This window comes from Bacteroides sp. HF-162 (assembly GCF_015679285.1).
Classification (GTDB): domain Bacteria; phylum Bacteroidota; class Bacteroidia; order Bacteroidales; family Bacteroidaceae; genus Bacteroides; species Bacteroides uniformis.
On sequence record NZ_CP064937.1, the window covers coordinates 2,124,975 to 2,144,038 of the forward strand.

Here is a 19,064-nt window from a genome sequence, read left to right on the forward strand (position 1 = left end):
GAAACGACTGATTTATTCACAATTTAAAGAAAGAAAATTATGGGAACAGGAATGATAGGAATGCAATGGATTATTTTTATCGGTATTGCCGTCGTCAGCTGGCTGGTACAGATGAATCTTCAGAACAAATTCAAGAAGTACTCTAAAATCCCTACCGGCAACGGAATGACGGGAGCAGACGTGGCCTTGAAGATGCTGCACGATAATGGCATCTACGATGTGACTGTGACGCATACTCCTGGACATCTGACCGACCATTATAATCCTGCCAATAAGACAGTAAACCTGAGTGAGAGTGTTTATAGCAGTAACAGCATCATGGCTGCTGCCGTTGCAGCCCACGAATGTGGCCACGCTGTGCAGCATGCGTGTGCATACGCTCCGTTGACAATGCGCAGCAAACTGGTGCCGGTAGTCTCTTTCGCCTCACAGTGGATGACGTGGCTGCTGCTGGCAGGTATTTTGATGCTGAACTCCTTCCCGCAACTGTTACTGGCGGGTATTATACTGTTTGCGTTGACTACTTTGTTCAGCTTCATCACCTTGCCGGTGGAAATCAATGCAAGTAAGCGTGCGCTGGTATGGCTTAGCAATTCCGGCATTACAAATTCATATAATCATGCACAAGCGGAAGATGCACTGCGTTCGGCTGCCTATACGTATGTAGTGGCTGCTCTCGGTTCGCTTGCTACCTTGATTTATTATATCATGATATTCTTGGGACGCAGAGATTAAGTATATGATGCAGACATAAAAACAGACCATCTGTTCCATACGGACAGATGGTCTGTTTGCTTTAGATGGATAGTCTGTTTATATCAAACAGCTCATCTGTTGTGTATTATTCAACCTTTTCTGTAAAGGTGTAAGTTCAAAGCTTGTTTTTGTCACTTTTATACTGCAGTAATGGCATAAAGATAAACATTCTCTTTTCTCAATCAATAAAATACTGTAACTTTGTCGTCCGATTTTTAAAATGATTGAACTGATTATGGCAGCAAAACCAAGTATTCCGAAAGGAACCCGTGACTTCTCGCCCGTAGAAATGGCGAAGCGTAACTATATATTCAATACGATTCGTGAAGTGTATCACCTCTATGGCTTCCAGCAGATAGAAACGCCCTCAATGGAAATGCTTTCTACCTTGATGGGGAAGTATGGTGAGGAAGGTGACAAGCTCTTGTTCAAAATACAGAATTCTGGTGATTATTTCTCCGGACTTACGGACGAAGAACTGTTGAGCCGTAATGCAGTGAAGCTTGCCAGTAAGTTCTGCGAGAAAGGTTTGCGCTATGACCTCACAGTACCTTTTGCCCGTTACGTGGTGATGCACCGCGATGAAATAACTTTCCCTTTCAAACGTTATCAGATACAACCCGTGTGGCGTGCCGACCGTCCGCAGAAAGGGCGTTATCGTGAATTCTATCAATGCGATGCCGACGTGGTAGGCAGCGATTCCTTGCTGAGCGAAGTGGAACTGATGCAGATTGTAGATACGGTATTTACCCGCTTCGGCATCCGTGTTTGTATCAAGATTAACAACCGCAAGATATTGAGTGGCATTGCCGAAATCATCGGTGAGTCTGACAAGATTGTGGATATTACTGTGGCCATCGATAAGTTGGATAAGATAGGTCTAGATAATGTCAATGCCGAGTTGAAAGAGAAAGGCATCAGTGACGAGGCTATCGCTAAACTGCAACCTATCATTTTGTTGAGCGGAAGTAATGAAGAGAAACTCGCAACTCTGAAGGAGGTCCTTGCTGCCAGCGAGACTGGACTGAAAGGTGTGGAGGAAAGTGAATTTATCCTTTCCACTTTGAAGAATCTCGGCTTAAAGAATGAAATCGAGTTGGACTTGACATTGGCTCGTGGCTTGAATTACTATACCGGCGCCATCTTCGAAGTAAAGGCGCTTGATGTGCAAATCGGCAGTATCACCGGTGGAGGACGTTACGACAATTTGACGGGTGTATTCGGCATGTCCGGTGTCAGTGGTGTAGGCATCTCGTTCGGTGCAGACCGCATCTTTGATGTGCTGAATCAGCTCGACCTTTATCCGAAAGAAGCAGTGAATGGTACTCAGCTGTTGTTTATCAACTTTGGTGAGAAAGAAGCTGCATTCTCCATGAATGTACTTGCCGGGGTTCGTGCGGCAGGTATTCGTGCCGAGATTTTTCCCGATGCAAGCAAGATGAAGAAGCAGATGGGGTATGCGAACTCTAAAGCCATTCCGTTTGTGGCTTTGGTAGGGGAGAATGAGATGAATGAGGGTAAGGTGACATTGAAAAACATGGAGACCGGTGAGCAGAAAATGGTCACTCCCCAAGAGTTGGTTAGCGAACTGAAATAATAAAAACTGAAATACATTTAAAAAGGAGCATAAAGTTGCTCCTTTTTTTGTATATTTATGGCACGAATATAAGTATTTGTAATAGTGGCGTAGGAGAAATGAAACATCCTGCATTTATCTTTGTACTGACAAAAAAGGAGGTTCTTATGGTTTCTGTTGAGCTTAAGCAAGAAAAACACAATGCCCTCGTCAGTTTCCTGATGATTGTCATAGCGGTATTGTTCCTGCTCTATATGGGCAGTTCATTAGTGCATTCTACAAAAGCGTTCTGGGAAAATTATTCCATAGAAGAGCTGCTGGAATAGAAGGAATTCAAGTCAAATCACTACCTTTGTCGGCAAAACATACTGCCGATGATACTTTATTTTACCGCAACCGGAAACTCACACTGGATTGCAGAATTGCTTGCAGAGGCTACGCATGATACTGCCGTCAGCATTGTTGATTGCCTTAAGCAAGGCCTGATACCCGCAGAGCTGTCAAAAGCTGACAGAGTGGGTATTGTTTTTCCGGTGCACTCATGGTATGCCCCCCGTGTCTTGATTGATTTTTTGTCGCAGCTCCGGTTGCCGGACTGCCGTTATCGTTATGCCGTGTGTACATGCGGGGACGATGTGGGAAAGGGAATGAACCGTCTGGCGGAGCATTTTCCGTTGGATGCTGCTTGGTCTGTTGCAATGCCTAATACCTACGTACCGATGTTCGACTTGGACGATGAGGCGCTTTGTCGTAAGAAGATAGAGAATGCACGGCTTGCCATTACTTCAATTGTGGAGGATGTCATTGCACGGAAGAAGGCTTGGAACGTGCATGAAGGCGGTGCTGCCTGGCTGAAAACGTATGTAGTGAATCCTTTGTTTGTACGTTTCATCATTGGTAGCAAGGGATTTCATGTAGATGAAGGCTGTATCTCTTGCGGAATATGCAGTAAATCTTGTCCGGTAGGTAATATCCGATTGGTGGATGGGCGTCCGGTGTGGGGAAAGCACTGCATTCATTGTATGGCTTGTTTGCATTTTTGCCCCCGGAAAGTGATACAGTATGGAAAAGCGACACAGAAGAAGGGAAGATACCGGTTGGGAGATTATCTTTGTCGCTTTACCACTCCCACATAAATCAGCAGAATAACATTCATTACCAGTGCGTAGATAATGGCAGGTATTGCAATAATGTCATTGTTGAATACAAACGGGCTACTGGCAACGGCAATTGCCTGTGCGGCATTTTGCATACCGATTTCTATAATGAGTGTACGTTGTTCTTTTCGGTTGAGGTACATGGACTTCGATAGCAGTACGCCGCCTCCTATAGCCAGCAGGATAAGAACGGAGATGCAGATTCCTAGTTTGCCGAATTGGTCGGTGATGGTGGAATGGTGCTGTATGAAGAAGATAGTCGCCAGCAGGATAAGTGCGGGAAAAGCTATCTTCGACAATGTCTTATGAATCCTTTCTGCCATTTGCGGACGGTAACGCTTTGTGAGTATACCGGCTACAATGGGAAGGAGCATCAGGGCCAGGTTCTGTATGATGAGGCTGCCTATAGGGAGATGGACGTCTATGTTCAGATTGTTGTCTACATAGTGTGTGGCGAATTCCATAATCATGGGGATGGTGAATAGTGTGATAATACTGCTGCATGCCGTCAGTGACACGGACAATGCTACGTCTCCTTTAGCTATCATGGAGAAGATGTTGGATGAACTGCCACCTGGCGAGCAGGCTATGAGCATGATGCCGATAAAAAACAAAGGTTCGAGCTGGAAGACATGTCCTAAAGCAAATGCCAGCGTCGGCAGTAGGATAATTTGACCTGCCAGTCCGGCAATGATGGGGCGGGGGCGTTTGCGGAACAGTTTAAAGTCTTCGGTTTGTAATGTCAGTCCCAGTTCAAACATCAATAAGGTAAGAATGGGGAGGACTATCCATATTGCATTCATAAGTCAAATCATTTTGGAGGCTGCAAAGATAGCAAATCTTGTTTATACTTTGTCATTTTGTCAGTCTTTGTCTGCCAAACAAACAGCTTGTCGGTTTGGCACGGTTTTCGTAAGTTGTTTATTGCTTGTTTAAAGCGAAATTACTATTATAATAAATGTATAACATATAAAACAAAAAGACTATGAACATTAAACCATTAGCAGACAGAGTGCTGATACTCCCTGCACCTGCAGAAGAAAAGACAATTGGCGGTATCATTATTCCTGATACAGCGAAAGAGAAACCTTTGAAAGGTGAAGTTATTGCAGTAGGCAACGGAACAAAAGACGAAGAAATGGTGTTGAAGGTTGGTGACACAGTGTTGTATGGCAAGTATGCTGGTACTGAACTGGAAGTTGAAGGAACCAAGTACCTCATCATGCGTCAAAGCGATGTGCTCGCTGTTTTGGGATAATTTTTAATTAGTAAACCGTTAAATAGTAAATAAAATTATGGCAAAAGAAATATTATTCAATATCGATGCCCGCGACCAATTGAAGAAAGGTATCGACACACTGGCAAATGCAGTGAAAGTAACCCTCGGCCCTAAAGGTCGTAACGTTATCATCGAAAAGAAATTCGGTGCTCCCCACATCACGAAAGATGGTGTAACGGTAGCTAAAGAAGTTGAGTTGGCAGACGCATATCAGAATACCGGCGCACAGCTGGTAAAGGAAGTTGCTTCCAAGACCGGTGATGATGCAGGTGATGGTACTACAACCGCTACTGTTTTGGCTCAGGCCATCGTCGCCGAAGGCTTGAAGAACGTGACTGCCGGTGCCAGCCCGATGGATATCAAACGCGGTATCGACAAGGCTGTTGCCAAAGTGGTTGATTCTATCAAAGGACAGGCAGAGAAAGTGGGTGACAATTATGACAAGATTGAACAAGTTGCTTCTGTTTCTGCCAACAATGACCCCGTTATCGGTAAGCTGATTGCAGACGCTATGCGCAAAGTTTCCAAAGACGGTGTCATCACTATCGAAGAGGCCAAGGGTACTGATACTACTATCGGTGTGGTTGAAGGTATGCAGTTCGACCGTGGCTACCTCTCTGCTTACTTCGTTACCAACACGGAGAAGATGGAGTGCGAAATGGAGAAACCGTACATCCTGATTTATGATAAAAAGATTTCCAACTTGAAAGACTTCCTGCCTATTCTTGAACCGGCAGTACAGACCGGTCGTCCTTTGCTGGTTATTGCAGAAGATGTGGATAGCGAAGCGCTGACAACTTTGGTTGTAAACCGTCTGCGTTCTCAGTTGAAGATTTGTGCAGTGAAGGCTCCGGGCTTCGGTGACCGTCGCAAGGAAATGTTGGAAGATATTGCAGTGCTGACCGGTGGTGTTGTCATCAGCGAGGAAAAAGGTCTGAAGTTGGAACAAGCTACTATCGAAATGCTGGGTACTGCCGACAAGGTAACTGTCTCCAAGGATAATACAACCATTGTAAACGGTGCCGGTGACAAAGAAAACATCAAGGAACGTTGCGAGCAAATCAAGGCTCAGATTGTATCTACGAAATCTGATTATGACAAGGAAAAACTGCAGGAACGTCTGGCCAAGTTGTCTGGCGGTGTAGCTGTTCTTTATGTAGGTGCTGCTTCTGAGGTTGAAATGAAGGAAAAGAAAGACCGTGTAGACGATGCGCTTCGTGCTACCCGTGCCGCTATCGAAGAAGGTATTGTTCCAGGTGGTGGTGTAGCCTATATCCGTGCATTGGATGCTCTGGAAGGCTTTAAGGGTGACAATGTAGATGAAACAACCGGTATTGACATCATCAAACGTGCTATTGAAGAACCGTTGCGCCAGATTGTTGCCAACGCTGGTAAAGAAGGTGCTGTTGTTGTACAGAAAGTGCGTGAAGGCAAGGCAGACTTTGGTTACAATGCCCGTACAGATGTTTATGAAAACCTGCATGCAGCTGGTGTGGTAGATCCTGCCAAGGTTACTCGTGTGGCTCTTGAGAATGCCGCTTCTATTGCAGGCATGTTCTTGACTACAGAATGTGTAATCGTAGAGAAGAAAGAGGATAAGCCCGAAATGCCGATGGGTGCTCCCGGAATGGGCGGCATGGGTGGAATGATGTAAGACTTTTCCCCTGATTGCTTAATCAAATAGAAGAACCGCAGTGTCTTTTTGATAGATACTGCGGTTTTTTTGTTTCATTTTCCTTCTTGATTATCAATAAAAAGAGTGTAATATTACAAAAGTGTTGCAAAAACGGTTCATTTTTATATCTTTTGTTCGTTTTTGTTGTTAGTTAAATAAAAAATCATATCTTTACCCTTCGTAAAGATAACCTAATCAACAAGAACTATTAACCTTTTTAATTGAAGAGAAAATGAACAAAAGCGAAATTGGACTAAATGCTGGGAAAGTTTGGCAGTTGCTTAGCGATTATACCAGATGGAGCTACGGTTCTTTAAAGAGGAAGTCCGGACTGAAGGACAAGGAGTTGGGAGCCGCATTGGGGTGGCTTGCCCGTGAGGACAAGATTGAAATTCATCAGGAAGAAGATGAACTTTATGTTTCACTAGGGGTAAATGTTTATATCGGATAAAGGAAACCGATTGAATGGATTGATTGAGGAGCACAGATTTCGCAGTGCGGAAGCATTTTCTGCCGGGGGGATGAAATCTGTGCTCCTTTGTTTTTTCATGTTGCAGAATATTCTTTCCTTTGCACATTCTTTTCAATGAACAAAAACAGAATGACTATGAGAAGTTTTGCTTCAGACAATAATTCAGGCGTACATCCGCTGGTAATGGAGGCACTGAACCGGGCCAACAGTGACCATGCTGTAGGTTATGGAGATGACCCTTGGACAGAGGAGGCTGTCTGTAAAATAAGAGAAGCGTTTACGCCGGATTGTGAACCGTTGTTCGTATTCAACGGTACGGGCAGTAATGCGGTGGCTTTGCAGCTGTGTACCCGCCCTTATAATTCCATTATTTGTGCAGAGACTGCACATATCTATGTCGATGAGTGCGGTGCGCCTGCCCGTATGACAGGTTGTCAGATTCGTCCTATAGCTACCCCTGACGGCAAGCTGACGCCCGATTTAGTCCGTCCTTATTTGTGCCATTTCGGCGAACAGCATCATTCGCAGCCCGGAGCCATCTATATTTCGCAATGTTCGGAGCTGGGCACTGTCTATAAGCCGGACGAGTTGCGGGCTTTGACGGATTTGGCCCATCGGCATGGCATGTATGTCCATATGGACGGAGCCCGTCTGGCAAATGCTTGTGCAGCCTTGAATCTTGGCTTTAGGGAACTGACAGTGGATTGCGGGATAGATATCCTCAGCTTCGGTGGTACGAAAAATGGACTGATGTTGGGAGAAAGCGTGGTTGTCTTTAACCCAGCTTTGAAGAAGGAAGCTTATTTTGTGCGCAAGCAGTCGGCACAGCTCGCATCCAAGCTCCGCTATCTGTCCTGCCAGTTTACTGCCTATCTGACGGACAGCCTTTGGTTGAAAAATGCCGCGCATGCCAATCGTATGGCAAAGATTCTTTACGACGGATTGAAGGAATTGCCAGGTGCGCATTTTACGCAGAAGGTGGAAAGTAACCAGCTTTTCCTTACGATGCCCCGTCCGGTGATTGACGAGCTGTTGAAGGACTATTTCTTCTACTTCTGGGATGAGGCCATCCACGAAATCCGTTTTGTAACCTCTTTTGATACTACGGAAGAAGATATCGAGCAATTGCTGCAATCGGTAAAAAGGCTTCTCTGAAATATATAAAAGCTCCTAACCTTCACAGGCTGGGAGCTTACTTCGAAACTTTCCCCTCTTGGGGGTAGGGGAAGGTTTACTGAAAACAAACCGATTGAATATTTACCTTAAATACCTTTGCACGATAACCTTTTTAACTAACCTTTTCAATAAATCCTTGTTAGAGTATGCTTATATACCGACAGCCTCGCGGACCGGTACAAAAGTGTAGCCTTTTCGTTTCAGCGTCTTAATCATCTTGTCCAGATAGCCATTATAGAACTTGTCTGTGCGGCGGTCGTCCGTTCCGAAGTGTATCAGCATTAGGTGTCCGTTCAGACCTTCTTTCTTTTCCACCTCCATAATCTTGTCGTAGATGAGTTTGCTACTCCGGTACTTCTGTCCCATGTCCGGAGTGGTGTAGTCGGCATTGCTCATGGTACCAGGGGTATAGTTGATAACTTGAATACCCATATTCTTTGCCCAGGCAGATATTTTCTTGTTATAGTATTCGTAAGGAGGAATATAGACGGGAGCGTCCTTGTATTCGATACCTGCCTTGCGGAGGGTCTCGTAGCTTTTCATCATATCGTTCTCAAACTCTTCGCGGGTGACCAGCAGAGAATCACGGTCTTCCCAAGGCATGTACAACAGATGTCCGTAACTGTGGCTGCCTACAAAATGCCCTTCGTCGAGCAGGCGTTTCACTACATCGGGATAGAGTTCATAGAACTCTCCGGTAAAGAAGAAGCCACCTTTGATGCCATGCTTCTTCAAGGTGCTGATGATGGCATCGGCACCGTCTGCTTTGTCGGCGGCAGTGAATACGAGGGTGATTTGCTTTTTTGAGGGATCGGTGCGGATAATGCCTCCGTCCACATATACATTCTTGTCATTTGGGATACCGGCTTGCTTCATTCCATCCTTCTGCATGGCAGAGAGGTAGTACGTGAGGCAGGCGGTTCCGTCCATGGTAGGCTCATTGGTGGAATAGTCGTGGATGGCGTCGTGATATACCATCAGGTCTGGCTGGAAGCGTTCGTAGTCTTGTCCGGGAGTTCCGGGAATTCCCGTCATATTGACACCGCGCAGGCTTTCGAAGATGGTACGATAGACAGGACCGTCCACCAGTCCGCCGGTAGTATTGCCCACGCCTGCATTCAGCAGTGAGGAGTGGGGTTGCGAGGGATAGTCTCCGTAAAGGGGAAGTTCCACAATCATGCTGGTTCCCCAAGGGTTACAGCCGAACAGCCAGTCGCGCAGGGAGGCTTCCATTTCGGCGTATGTGTCATCGCCGGTGGTTTCACGGTACAGCCGGCATTGGGTTAGCATGGCGGTAGTCAGATTGTTGGAACACCAGATGTAGGGTATACCGTGCAGAAAGGGGCTTTCTACCGCTTTCTCGTACGTGCGTTCAATGCCCGTACGCATGTTGCGGATGAATTCCTTGCTGATGCGGCTGTTGTCCACTTTGGCAAGATGGTAGTGCCCCATGTTCATGAACGGATACCATTGGTAGTGGCGTGCACTGTCGGCGCCCATCCAAGGAGTCACCGGTTCGCGACGTCCGTATTCAAGGGCTTGGGCCAGGTATTTGTTGTCGCCGGTGGCTTTGTACAGTTCCATGGCTCCCAGTTCCATATCGTCCACCCAGTTGTCCTCTTCGTAAATGTAGGGAGACAAGACAGAGGCAGTCTGGCATGCTCCCGGTTTCTTTACGCCTTCCTGATAGGCGGCATCGGCCTTGGCTTCGATTTCTGCTGCAAATTTAGGATAGTAGTCTTTCAGTATCTTGGCGCCTAAAGCGAAGCAGGAGGCAAACTTGCCGGCAGTGCTTGCCACTCCGGTCGTTGCATTCTTGAACTCTCCACGTACTTGCGGTTCGCCACTGCAAAAGTAAACGGGGCGTCCTTTACCCGGTCCGTAGCCGTAATCCACCAGGTCTTTGTTAGGTAGGCGCATTCCGGCATGGTCACGGTCGTCGGCTATCTGGTTGTACAGCTCGCCCGGAGCAGGATTCATCCGGTTCAGCCAGTCCAGTCCCCACTTGATTTCGTCCACGATGTCGGGAATGCCGTTGGCTCCCGGATGTCCGGCTGCATCATAGGCGTCACCGAATGATTCCGGATTTTCCTGATAGGCAAACATCATCTGGTAGATGGCATTGGCGGAGGTGGTGGTGTATTGCAGATAGTCCGTAGCATCGTGCCAGCCTCCGCGGACGTCTATATGTTGTCCGGTTTTGGTGGGATGATAGACGATGTAGCCGTCGTGCACGTGGCAGCTGTCTTTCAGGAACGGATTATAGCCGCAGCGTTGCTGCCGCATGTAGTGCAGCAGGTAGTCTGCGGTACCGTTGTAGACTTGTGCATTGATGGGGAAACGGGGGGAGACCGCTTTGCCTGCTTTCAGATAATACGTGCCCGGTTCTGTGAAATCACTGAAGTTCAACCGGTAGGTACTCTTCATGCCTCCCATCTTGCCGGTGGCCTTGGTTGTGTTGAAGGTACGCACCACCTTTCCGGTGAAAGCGTCAATCAATGAATAATTTTCTACGTTTGTTCCTTCCTCGCTCATGAATACAGCGACTTTGACGGATTGCGGCAAATAGCCGAGTTGGTTGATTCTGATCCATTCGCCTGCTTTGCCCGGTAGGGCTACGAGAGCGAATATTACCGTTAGGAGCCAATAATTACTTTTCATAATGGGGGTTTTTAATCTAAGGTTGGGGATTATATATAAAACAAATTTTCCTTATTACAAATAAAGCATTTTCTGTCAATTTTAGGAAGATTTAGGATGAATAATTAGACGATATTAGGTGTCGTTTACACTATTTTGGTATTTTATAGACGTGAAATAAGTGTCTGGTTGAAACTAAATGTTTGTTTATCACGTAATTATTATGCTTGATGATGCTTTTTAATTTTCGTTTACCTATTTTAGTAATGCGTAAAACAAATTGGCGTGTTATTTGTTTTATGGTATTTAGACAATAAAACTAATAGACTATGGCTTATATTGATTACTATCAGGTCCTTGGAGTGGACAAAAAGGCATCTCAGGATGACATCAAGAAAGCGTTCCGCAAGTTGGCGCGCAAGTACCATCCTGACTTGAATCCGAACGATGCTACGGCCAAGGATAAGTTTCAGGCTATCAACGAGGCGAATGAGGTGCTGAGTGATCCTGAAAAGAGAAAGAAATATGATGAATATGGTGAACACTGGAAACATGCCGACGAGTTTGAGGCGCAGAAGCGGGCACAGCAGCAAGCTGGGGGCTTCGGGGGATTTGGCGGTGCCGGTTTTGGAGGTTCCGGTGCGGGATTTGGTACGGACGGAGGCGGTACGTATTGGTATTCTTCCGACGGTCAGGAATTTTCGGGCAGTAATGCCGGTGGTTTCTCAGACTTCTTCGAACAGATGTTCGGTCATCGTACGCGCAGCGGAGGCGGTGCCAATGCCGGTTTCCGCGGGCAGGATTATCATGCGGATTTGAACCTATCGCTTCGTGAGGCTGCGAAGACCCATAAACAGATATTGACGGTGAATGGTAAGCAAGTGCGTATTACCATTCCGGCCGGTGTGGCCAACGGACAGGTCATCAAACTGAAAGGCTATGGTGGCGAGGGTATCAACGGAGGTCCTGCTGGTGACTTGTACATCACGTTTGTGATTCCGGATGACTCGGTATTCAAGCGTTTGGGAGATGATTTGTATGTAGATGTGACCGTTGACCTTTATACAGCCCTGCTGGGTGGCGACCAGTTAGTGGATACTTTGGATGGTCAGGTGAAGCTGAAGGTGAAACCCGAAACCCAGAACGGGACTAAGGTACGTCTGAAGGGCAAGGGCTTTCCCGTATATAAGAAGGAGGGACAGTTTGGCGATCTCATCGTGACTTATTCCGTGAAGTTGCCGACGAATCTGACGGAACAGCAGAAAGAGATGTTCCGTAAAATTAAGGGTATGAACTAATGAAAGGAGAACGGAGTATGCAGAACGAATGGATTGTCATCAGCGAATATTGTGACAAGTGTCATATAGAGCCCACTTTTATTGATATGTTGTGCGAAAGTGGGCTGATAGATGTGGAGCAGGAAGGTGGAGAACGTTATCTTCCTTTCTCCGAGTTGCCGGATGTGGAACGGTACAGCCGTATGTACTACGACCTTTCTATCAATATGGAAGGGATTGATGCCATCCATCATCTGCTGGCAAGGATGGAAGAGATGCAGCGGGAGATACACTCGCTGCGCGGCAGGCTGAGGCTGCACGGAGAGTATTAATTTTCCTTTCGTCTCTTTGAGAGCTTTTGTCCCTTTAAGAAGGAGCAAGCAGGAAATTTTTCAGAAAAAACAAGCGGGCATCGGAGAGTTTAGCTACTCCGGTGCCCGCTATATTTGTCTTGTCAAGCAATGCGTTTATTTGCGGTAGCTTTCCAGCTCTTCTGCTTTGAACTTACGGATGAAGTTAAAGTGTTTTTCCACTTCGGCTTCTGCATAGTTCACATACACCAGAGCCGATTTGCCGAACAGTTCGGGAGCCTTTGTCGCATCCTGGATGATGAGATGCGACATGATACATACCGCAGCCATCTCATAGAGGCGACGTGCCACGAAGTCCAGTAATTCTTGGTTCTGTGCCTCTTTTACCGCATTGGTGCAGGCTTCGAACTTGTTGGTCATCTCTTTGATGCGGTCCATCAACGGTTGCATTTTTTCGCTGCACGGCACTTGCTCGTAGTCGCGCAAGGTGGCAGAGTATGAGCCGTTTGTTACATAACGGATAGCAGCTACGGTCTGCAACTGAGTAGTACCTTCGTAGATAGAAGTAATACGTGCATCACGATAGATACGTTGGCAAGCATACTCCAGCATGAAGCCTGAACCGCCGTGAATCTGAATACTGTCGTAAGCATTCTGATTGGCATATTCAGAGTTCATACCTTTAGCCAGCGGAGTGAAGGCGTCGGCAAGTTTGGCATACTTCTTTTGTTCCTGGCGTTCTTCCGGAGTCAGTTTGCGTTCGCGGGCAATGTCGTCCAGCGCTTTGTAGATGTCCACGTAGCGGGAAGTCTGGTACAGTAAGGAGCGTCCTGCATCCAGCTTAGCTTTCATAATAGCCAGCATGTCATATACAGCTGGAAATTCGATGATAGCCTTGCCGAACTGCTTGCGGTCTTTGGCATAAGCCAGACCTTCGTTGTAGGCAGCTTGTGAAAGACCTACTGACTGTGCGGCAATACCCAGACGGGCACCGTTCATCAAAGCCATAACGTATTTAATCAAACCAAGCTTGCGGTCGCCGCAGAGCTCTGCCTTTGCATTCTTGTAAACCAGTTCGCAGGTGGGAGAGCCGTGGATACCCAGCTTGTTCTCGATGCGGCGCACGTCTACACCGCCTTCATTCTTGTCGTAGATGAACATGGACAAGCCACGTCCGTCTTTCGTTCCTTCTTCTGAACGTGCCAGTACGAGGTGGAGATTGGCATCACCGTTAGTGATGAAACGCTTCACACCGTTCAGGCGCCAGCAGTTGTTGGCCTCGTCATAGGTCGCTTTCAGCATTACGCTCTGTAAGTCGGAACCGGCATCCGGTTCTGTCAGGTCCATAGACATGGTTTCTCCGGCACAGACACGTGGTATAAAACGGCTGTGCTGGTCTTCGTTACCGAATTCGTAGAGCGTTTCGATGCAGTCTTGCAGTGACCAGATGTTACCGAAACCGGCATCGGCGGCGGCAACGATTTCCGCACACATGGTGTACGGAGTAATCGGGAAGTTCAAGCCACCGAAACGGCGCGGCATGGTCATACCGTTCAAGCCAGCTTTTACCATGGCGTCGAGGTTCTGCTTAGTGCCGCTGGCATATTCCACGCGGCCGTTGGCACAGTGGGGACCTTCTTCGTCCACGCCTTCGGCATTGGGAGCAATAATCTCTCCGGTAATCTCTCCGGTGATTTCAAGTACCTTGTCAAAAGAGTCCATAGCGTCCGCATAGTCCTGCGGAGCATAGTCATACTTGTCTTTGTCTTGGTAACCGCGTTCTTTCAGTTCGCAGATACGTTCCATCATCGAGTTGTTCAGATGATACTTCAATTCGGGAACTTCGGTATAAAAATTTGCCATAATTTCTTGGTTATTTAGGTATTCTGAAGTATAGGGGCATTGTGAATTTCACTCGCTTGGCCTCTCCGTCCTGATAGCCGGGCGACCAACGGTAGACGTCGGCAATGGCCTTGAAAGCACGTATGGCTTCTTTATCGATGTCATAGCGCACGGACTGGAGGATTTTTGGATAGGTCATCTTGCCTTCTTCGTCTACAACAAACTGCAGGATTACCCTTCCTTCTGCCTTTTGCTTCCAGGCGTCTTCCGGATATTTGGTAACATTGGCCACCAGTTTCATGAGGTTCTCTATTCCTCCGGGGAAGGATGGAAATACGAAATACGGCTGATGTGCCATTTCAGTTCCGTGCTTGTCGAACATCTTTCCATCGGTGCACTGATTCTCTGAATAGTGTTCCTTTCTACGAAGTTTTCCATCGGGATAGTATTGCAGGAGTGTTCCGTCAAGTTTCCCATCACTGTAGCTCCGGGCCAGATGTATGGCACCGTCGGGATAATACACCATGGTTTGCCCCTCCAAGCGATTGTCTCTATATACTTCTGTCAGGCTGTCCTTGCCGTTTGCATAGAATGATGTATGCAAGCCTTCCCTTATCCTTTTGCGGGGATTGCTTTTGTATTCGGAGAAATGCCAGACATCCTTCTTTTGTCCTTCCAAAGCATACTCTTCCACCTTGATGCACTTTTTGTTTATCTTGGAAACAAGAGCATACCTGACTGCTTGGATGGGGTCGTCCGTCCATTGGTAATTCTTGTCCAACCAGAGTTTCTCTTGAGCGATAGCGGAAGATATACCTGAAAGAAGAACAAATATAAGAATCAGCCCTTTCATGATTACCTTTATTGTTATTTACTGTGTGATTTATAATATTTTATCATCTTCGGGATAACCTCTTCCACCGTACCGTTGATGACGTAGTCGGCAATCGTATTGATGGGAGCGTTCTCGTCATTGTTGATGGAGATGATAATACCACTTTCCTGCATACCGGCAATGTGCTGGATTTGTCCGCTGATGCCGCAAGCAATATACAGTTTGGGGCGGACAGTGACACCGGTCTGGCCAATCTGGCGGTCATGGTCGGCATAACCGGCATCGACGGCAGCACGGCTGGCGCCTACCTCAGCATGGAGTTCTTTGGCAAGCTCGAACAACATGTCAAAACCTTCCTTGCTTCCCATGCCGTAGCCTCCGGCAATCACGATGGGAGCGCCTTTCAGGTTATGTTTTGCCTTTTCTACGTGGCGGTCGATGACTTTTACCACATAGTCCGTCTCGGGCACGTACTTGGCAACGTCGTGGTTGATGACTTCGCCCTTATAGTCAGCGTCCAGTATCTCTTTCTTCATCACACCTTCGCGAACGGTTGCCATCTGCGGGCGGTGTTCGGGATTCACAATCGTGGCAACGATGTTACCGCCGAATGCGGGACGGATTTGATACAGTAGGTTCTCGTAGGTCTTACCTTCCTTCTTGTCTTCGTGGTTGCCGATTTCCAGTGAGGTACAGTCGGCGGTCAGTCCGCTGGTCAAAGCGGAAGAAACGCGCGGACCGAGGTCGCGACCGATAACGGTGGCGCCCATCAGACAGATTTGCGGCTTTTCTTCTTTGAACAAGTTGATGAGGACAGAGGAGTGGGGAAGGGAAGTATAGGGGAACAAGCCCGGAGCGTCGAATACGTGGAGTTTGTCTACTCCGTAGGGTAATACTTGCTTTTCAATGCCTGCCAGATTGCTTCCGGCAGCAACTGCCTCCAGTTGGCAGCCCAACTGATTGGCTAATTTACGACCTTTGGTCAAGAGTTCGAGACTGACGTCGGCAACTGTTGTGCCTTCTATCTCTAAATATACAACTACATTATTCATAATCTTATCCTATCGTATGGTTGGCTAACAGTTCAACAATCAAATCTTCCACATCCTTGTCGCTGCCCGTCAGCGTTTTGCTTTCTTTGGCTTGGAATGAGATGTTCTGAATGGTCTTCACCTTGGTAGGCGAGCCGCTCAGACCGCATTGTGCAAGGTCGCCGTTCACGTCGGCAACGCTCCATTCCGTGATGTTCAGATAGGGATATTTCTCGTAGAGGTCGGCGTAGGCAAGCTCAGCGCCTTCCTTGGTGATGGCAGCTTTTTCCTGGGCACCGAGGGCGCGTTTGTACTTCTGCACCAGTTTGGCATTGCGTGGGCGGCAGGGGGCGGCACTTCCGTTTACGGTGATGACGATGGGCAGGGGAGCCTCAACGGTTTCCACACCACCGTCGATATGACGTTTCACGGTAATCTTCTTGGCAGCTTTGTCCACGTTCAGAATCTCTTCTGCGTAGGTCACTTGCGTCAGTCCCAGTTTTTCGGCAACTTGCGGACCTACTTGGGCGGTATCACCGTCGATGGCCTGGCGTCCGCCGATGATGACGTCATAGTCGCCTATCTTCTTGATGGCTGTGGCAAGGGCATACGAAGTGGCAAGTGTATCGGCACCTGCAAAAGCGCGGTCAGTCAGCAGATAGCCGTTGTCGGCACCACGGTAAAGTCCTTCACGAATAACTTCGGCTGCACGTCCCGGTCCCATGGTCAGGATGGTAACGGTGGAGCCCGGATGTTCATCTTTCAGTCGGAGAGCCTGTTCAAGAGCGTTCAGATCCTCGGGGTTGAAGATGGCAGGGAGTGCCGCGCGGTTGATGGTTCCGTCGGCTTTCATGGCATCTTTCCCAACGTTGCGTGTGTCGGGAACTTGTTTTGCCAATACAACAATTTTCAAACTCATGCTATTAATTATTAGTATTAGTATTTCTTTGTATGTCAGTGCCGGGAATAGGAGTAGTAGAATCCTGCTACTGAAATTGGCCGGTTAACTCATTATCAGCCTGCAAATTTACGGAAAGAGTTGGGTTTGACAAGAAAATGGGGTGAAAAATGCACAAGTTGAGAGATTTTGCGCAAATATCAGTTGGCTCTATATCTGTAAAAAAGGTAATAAAACCGGTAATTTATCTACCTTTCCGTTCCCGTTTCCTCTGTACTTTTGCAGCGTCCGGATGAGGCCTGCACGACGGGCGGCATCGGATAAACAAGTATCGCTACTTAAATGCTATTATAGAATATGTATATTGAAAAAGTAAATTCCCCTGCTGACGTGAAAAAGTTATCAGTCAGCGAAATGAACGGATTGGGTGGAGAAATCCGCCAGGTGTTGTTAAACAAGTTGAGCTCCCACGGAGGACACGTAGGTCCCAACCTGGGAATGGTAGAAGCCACCATAGCCCTGCATTATGTGTTCGATTCACCAACGGACAAGATAGTTTATGACGTGTCCCATCAAAGTTATACCCATAAGATATTGACAGGCCGCCGGGCAGCGTTTATGAATGCGGACGAGTATGACGAAGTCTCCGGATATTCCGAACCGTCGGAAAGCGAGCACGACTTCTTCGTCATCGGGCATACCTCTACCTCCGTCAGTCTGGCAAGCGGGCTTGCCAAGGCGCGTGACTTGAAGGGGGAGACGGGTAATGTGATTGCCGTCATCGGCGATGGCTCGCTAAGTGGTGGCGAAGCCTTCGAAGGATTGAATGTAGGTGCCGAACTGGGCACGAACTTCATCGTCATTGTCAACGACAACCAGATGTCCATTGCCGAGAATCATGGCGGGCTATACCGCAATCTGCAACAGTTGCGCGAAACGGAGGGTCAGGCTCCCTGCAACTATTTTAAGGCAATGGGATATGATTATCTCTATGTGAAGGATGGCAATGACGTGGAGCAATTGATAGAGGCTTTCCGTGAAGTGAAGGACAAGAAGCATCCGGTTGTGGTACATATCAATACCTTGAAAGGTAAGGGATACAAATTGGCGGAAGAGCAGAAAGAACGTTTCCATTACAGTGTTCCGTTCGACCTTGAGACCGGCAATCTGACCGGTGAGCCTGGGAAGGGTGAAGACTATGCCGACCTTACCGCCGGTTATCTGTTGCAGGAGATGAAGAAAGACCCGACTGTGGTGGGTATCACCGCAGGTACACCTACGGTATTTGGCTTTACACCGGAGCGCCGCAAAGAGGCAGGGCGGCAGTTCATTGATATGGGCATTGCCGAAGAGCAGGCTGTTGCCATGGCTTCTGCCATTGCTGCCGGAGGTGGAAAACCGGTATTCGGGGTTTACAGCACCTTTATCCAGCGCGCCTACGACCAGTTGTCCCAGGATCTTTGCATCAACAATAATCCTGCACTGATTCTTGTCTTCTGGGGAAGCTTGTCGAGTATGAATGACGTTACCCATCTTTGTCTTTTCGATATTCCGGTTATCGGCAATATTCCGAATATGGTTTATCTGGCACCTACTTGCCGTGAGGAGTATATGGCAATGCTGGAGTGGGGCATCCGTCAGACGGAACATCCGGTTGCCATTCGCGTGCCGGCCAATGGGGTTGTCCGCAGGAATGTAGAACCAGAGAAGGATTACGGCAAGACGCTGAACCGTTATGAGGTGTCTCATCGTGGAGAGAAGGTCGCCATATTGGGACTGGGCTCTTTCTATCAGTTGGGCGAAGCTGTGGCTGCCCGGTTGAAGGAAGAGAAAGGAGTGGATGCCACGCTTGTCAATCCCCGCTACATCACGGGTGTGGACGAGGCTTTGCTCGATGACCTGAAGCTCGACCATACACTGGTCATTACTCTTGAGGACGGAGTGCTGGACGGTGGCTTTGGCGAGAAGATTGCCCGTTACTACGGTCCGTCGGATATGAAGGTACTGAACTATGGTGTGAAGAAAGAGTTTATCGACCGTTACGATGTGGAGGAACAGTTGAAGAAGAACCGGTTGACGGTTCCGCAGATTGTGGAAGATATCTGTAGGATTTGTTAAGAATTGAAAAAGGAGATGCAG

The 19,064-nt window shown here is 47.7% G+C and carries 17 protein-coding genes; 11 read left to right on the forward strand and 6 right to left on the reverse strand.

Annotated elements, in window-relative coordinates; all coding sequences use genetic code 11:
* Positions 1–39: 39 nt before the first annotated feature.
* From ITJ87_RS08555 to ITJ87_RS08570, 4 genes are all read left to right on the forward strand, one after another.
* A complete protein-coding gene (locus ITJ87_RS08555) occupies positions 40–735 on the forward strand; it encodes a zinc metallopeptidase (protein ID WP_117965136.1) in 696 nt (231 codons plus the stop codon).
* A 256-nt stretch (positions 736–991) separates the two neighbouring features.
* Entirely contained in the window at positions 992–2,353 is a 1,362-nt protein-coding gene (hisS, locus tag ITJ87_RS08560; protein ID WP_117601592.1) for a histidine--tRNA ligase, read from the forward strand.
* Between the two features lie 146 nt (positions 2,354–2,499).
* Positions 2,500–2,658 carry a hypothetical protein gene (locus ITJ87_RS08565; RefSeq protein ID WP_165491391.1) on the forward strand — a complete coding sequence of 53 codons (159 nt, stop codon included), beginning with the start codon at positions 2,500–2,502 and terminating at the stop codon, positions 2,656–2,658.
* A gap of 48 nt (positions 2,659–2,706) precedes the next feature.
* Positions 2,707–3,468, forward strand: coding sequence for an EFR1 family ferrodoxin (locus ITJ87_RS08570; protein ID WP_117601579.1), 762 nt, complete (start codon positions 2,707–2,709; stop codon positions 3,466–3,468).
* On the opposite strand, the gene ITJ87_RS08575 is transcribed toward ITJ87_RS08570, so the two are convergent.
* A complete protein-coding gene (locus ITJ87_RS08575) occupies positions 3,438–4,292 on the reverse strand; it encodes a bile acid:sodium symporter family protein (protein WP_117965132.1) in 855 nt (284 codons plus the stop codon). The genes ITJ87_RS08570 and ITJ87_RS08575 overlap by 31 nt on opposite strands.
* A 182-nt stretch (positions 4,293–4,474) precedes the next feature.
* On the opposite strand from ITJ87_RS08575, the gene ITJ87_RS08580 reads away from it, so the two are divergent.
* From ITJ87_RS08580 to ITJ87_RS08595, 4 genes are all read left to right on the forward strand, one after another.
* The gene (locus ITJ87_RS08580; protein WP_004290132.1) at positions 4,475–4,747 is read left to right on the forward strand and encodes a co-chaperone GroES; all 273 of its coding nucleotides are present in this window, start codon (positions 4,475–4,477) and stop codon (positions 4,745–4,747) included.
* 37 nt (positions 4,748–4,784) lie between these two features.
* On the forward strand, positions 4,785–6,422 hold the full coding sequence (gene groL / locus ITJ87_RS08585) for a chaperonin GroEL (RefSeq protein WP_016273163.1): 1,638 nt from the start codon (positions 4,785–4,787) through the stop codon (positions 6,420–6,422).
* Between the two features lie 253 nt (positions 6,423–6,675).
* Positions 6,676–6,894, forward strand: a complete 219-nt coding sequence (locus ITJ87_RS08590) for a winged helix-turn-helix domain-containing protein (RefSeq protein ID WP_005826242.1) — start codon at positions 6,676–6,678, stop codon at positions 6,892–6,894.
* 156 nt (positions 6,895–7,050) lie between these two features.
* Positions 7,051–8,070, forward strand: a complete 1,020-nt coding sequence (locus ITJ87_RS08595; protein ID WP_005835591.1) for a low specificity L-threonine aldolase — start codon at positions 7,051–7,053, stop codon at positions 8,068–8,070.
* A gap of 171 nt (positions 8,071–8,241) precedes the next feature.
* Here the strand turns inward: ITJ87_RS08595 and ITJ87_RS08600 are convergent, their stop codons facing one another.
* Positions 8,242–10,752, reverse strand: coding sequence for a glycoside hydrolase family 9 protein (locus tag ITJ87_RS08600; RefSeq protein WP_117965130.1), 2,511 nt, complete (start codon positions 10,750–10,752; stop codon positions 8,242–8,244).
* Positions 10,753–11,060: 308 nt separating this feature from the next.
* On the opposite strand from ITJ87_RS08600, the gene ITJ87_RS08605 reads away from it, so the two are divergent.
* Together ITJ87_RS08605 and ITJ87_RS08610 are read left to right on the forward strand one after the other, a co-directional pair.
* Entirely contained in the window at positions 11,061–12,029 is a 969-nt protein-coding gene (locus tag ITJ87_RS08605; RefSeq protein ID WP_117965128.1) for a DnaJ C-terminal domain-containing protein, read from the forward strand.
* A 17-nt stretch (positions 12,030–12,046) separates the two neighbouring features.
* Positions 12,047–12,340, forward strand: a complete 294-nt coding sequence (locus tag ITJ87_RS08610) for a chaperone modulator CbpM (protein WP_009036538.1) — start codon at positions 12,047–12,049, stop codon at positions 12,338–12,340.
* A gap of 135 nt (positions 12,341–12,475) precedes the next feature.
* Here the strand turns inward: ITJ87_RS08610 and ITJ87_RS08615 are convergent, their stop codons facing one another.
* The 4 genes from ITJ87_RS08615 to ITJ87_RS08630 are packed head-to-tail and all read right to left on the reverse strand — an operon-like array spanning position 12,476 to position 16,946.
* Complete coding sequence (locus tag ITJ87_RS08615; protein WP_117965126.1) at positions 12,476–14,182, reverse strand: acyl-CoA dehydrogenase family protein; 1,707 nt, start codon at positions 14,180–14,182, stop codon at positions 12,476–12,478.
* A gap of 10 nt (positions 14,183–14,192) precedes the next feature.
* Positions 14,193–15,014, reverse strand: a complete 822-nt coding sequence (locus ITJ87_RS08620) for an energy transducer TonB (protein WP_117965124.1) — start codon at positions 15,012–15,014, stop codon at positions 14,193–14,195.
* 14 nt (positions 15,015–15,028) lie between these two features.
* Entirely contained in the window at positions 15,029–16,048 is a 1,020-nt protein-coding gene (locus ITJ87_RS08625; protein ID WP_117965122.1) for an electron transfer flavoprotein subunit alpha/FixB family protein, read from the reverse strand.
* 4 nt (positions 16,049–16,052) lie between these two features.
* Complete coding sequence (locus tag ITJ87_RS08630) at positions 16,053–16,946, reverse strand: electron transfer flavoprotein subunit beta/FixA family protein (RefSeq protein ID WP_117601570.1); 894 nt, start codon at positions 16,944–16,946, stop codon at positions 16,053–16,055.
* 336 nt (positions 16,947–17,282) lie between these two features.
* On the opposite strand from ITJ87_RS08630, the gene ITJ87_RS08635 reads away from it, so the two are divergent.
* On the forward strand, positions 17,283–19,043 hold the full coding sequence (locus tag ITJ87_RS08635) for a 1-deoxy-D-xylulose-5-phosphate synthase (RefSeq protein WP_117965120.1): 1,761 nt from the start codon (positions 17,283–17,285) through the stop codon (positions 19,041–19,043).
* Positions 19,044–19,064: the final 21 nt, after the last annotated feature.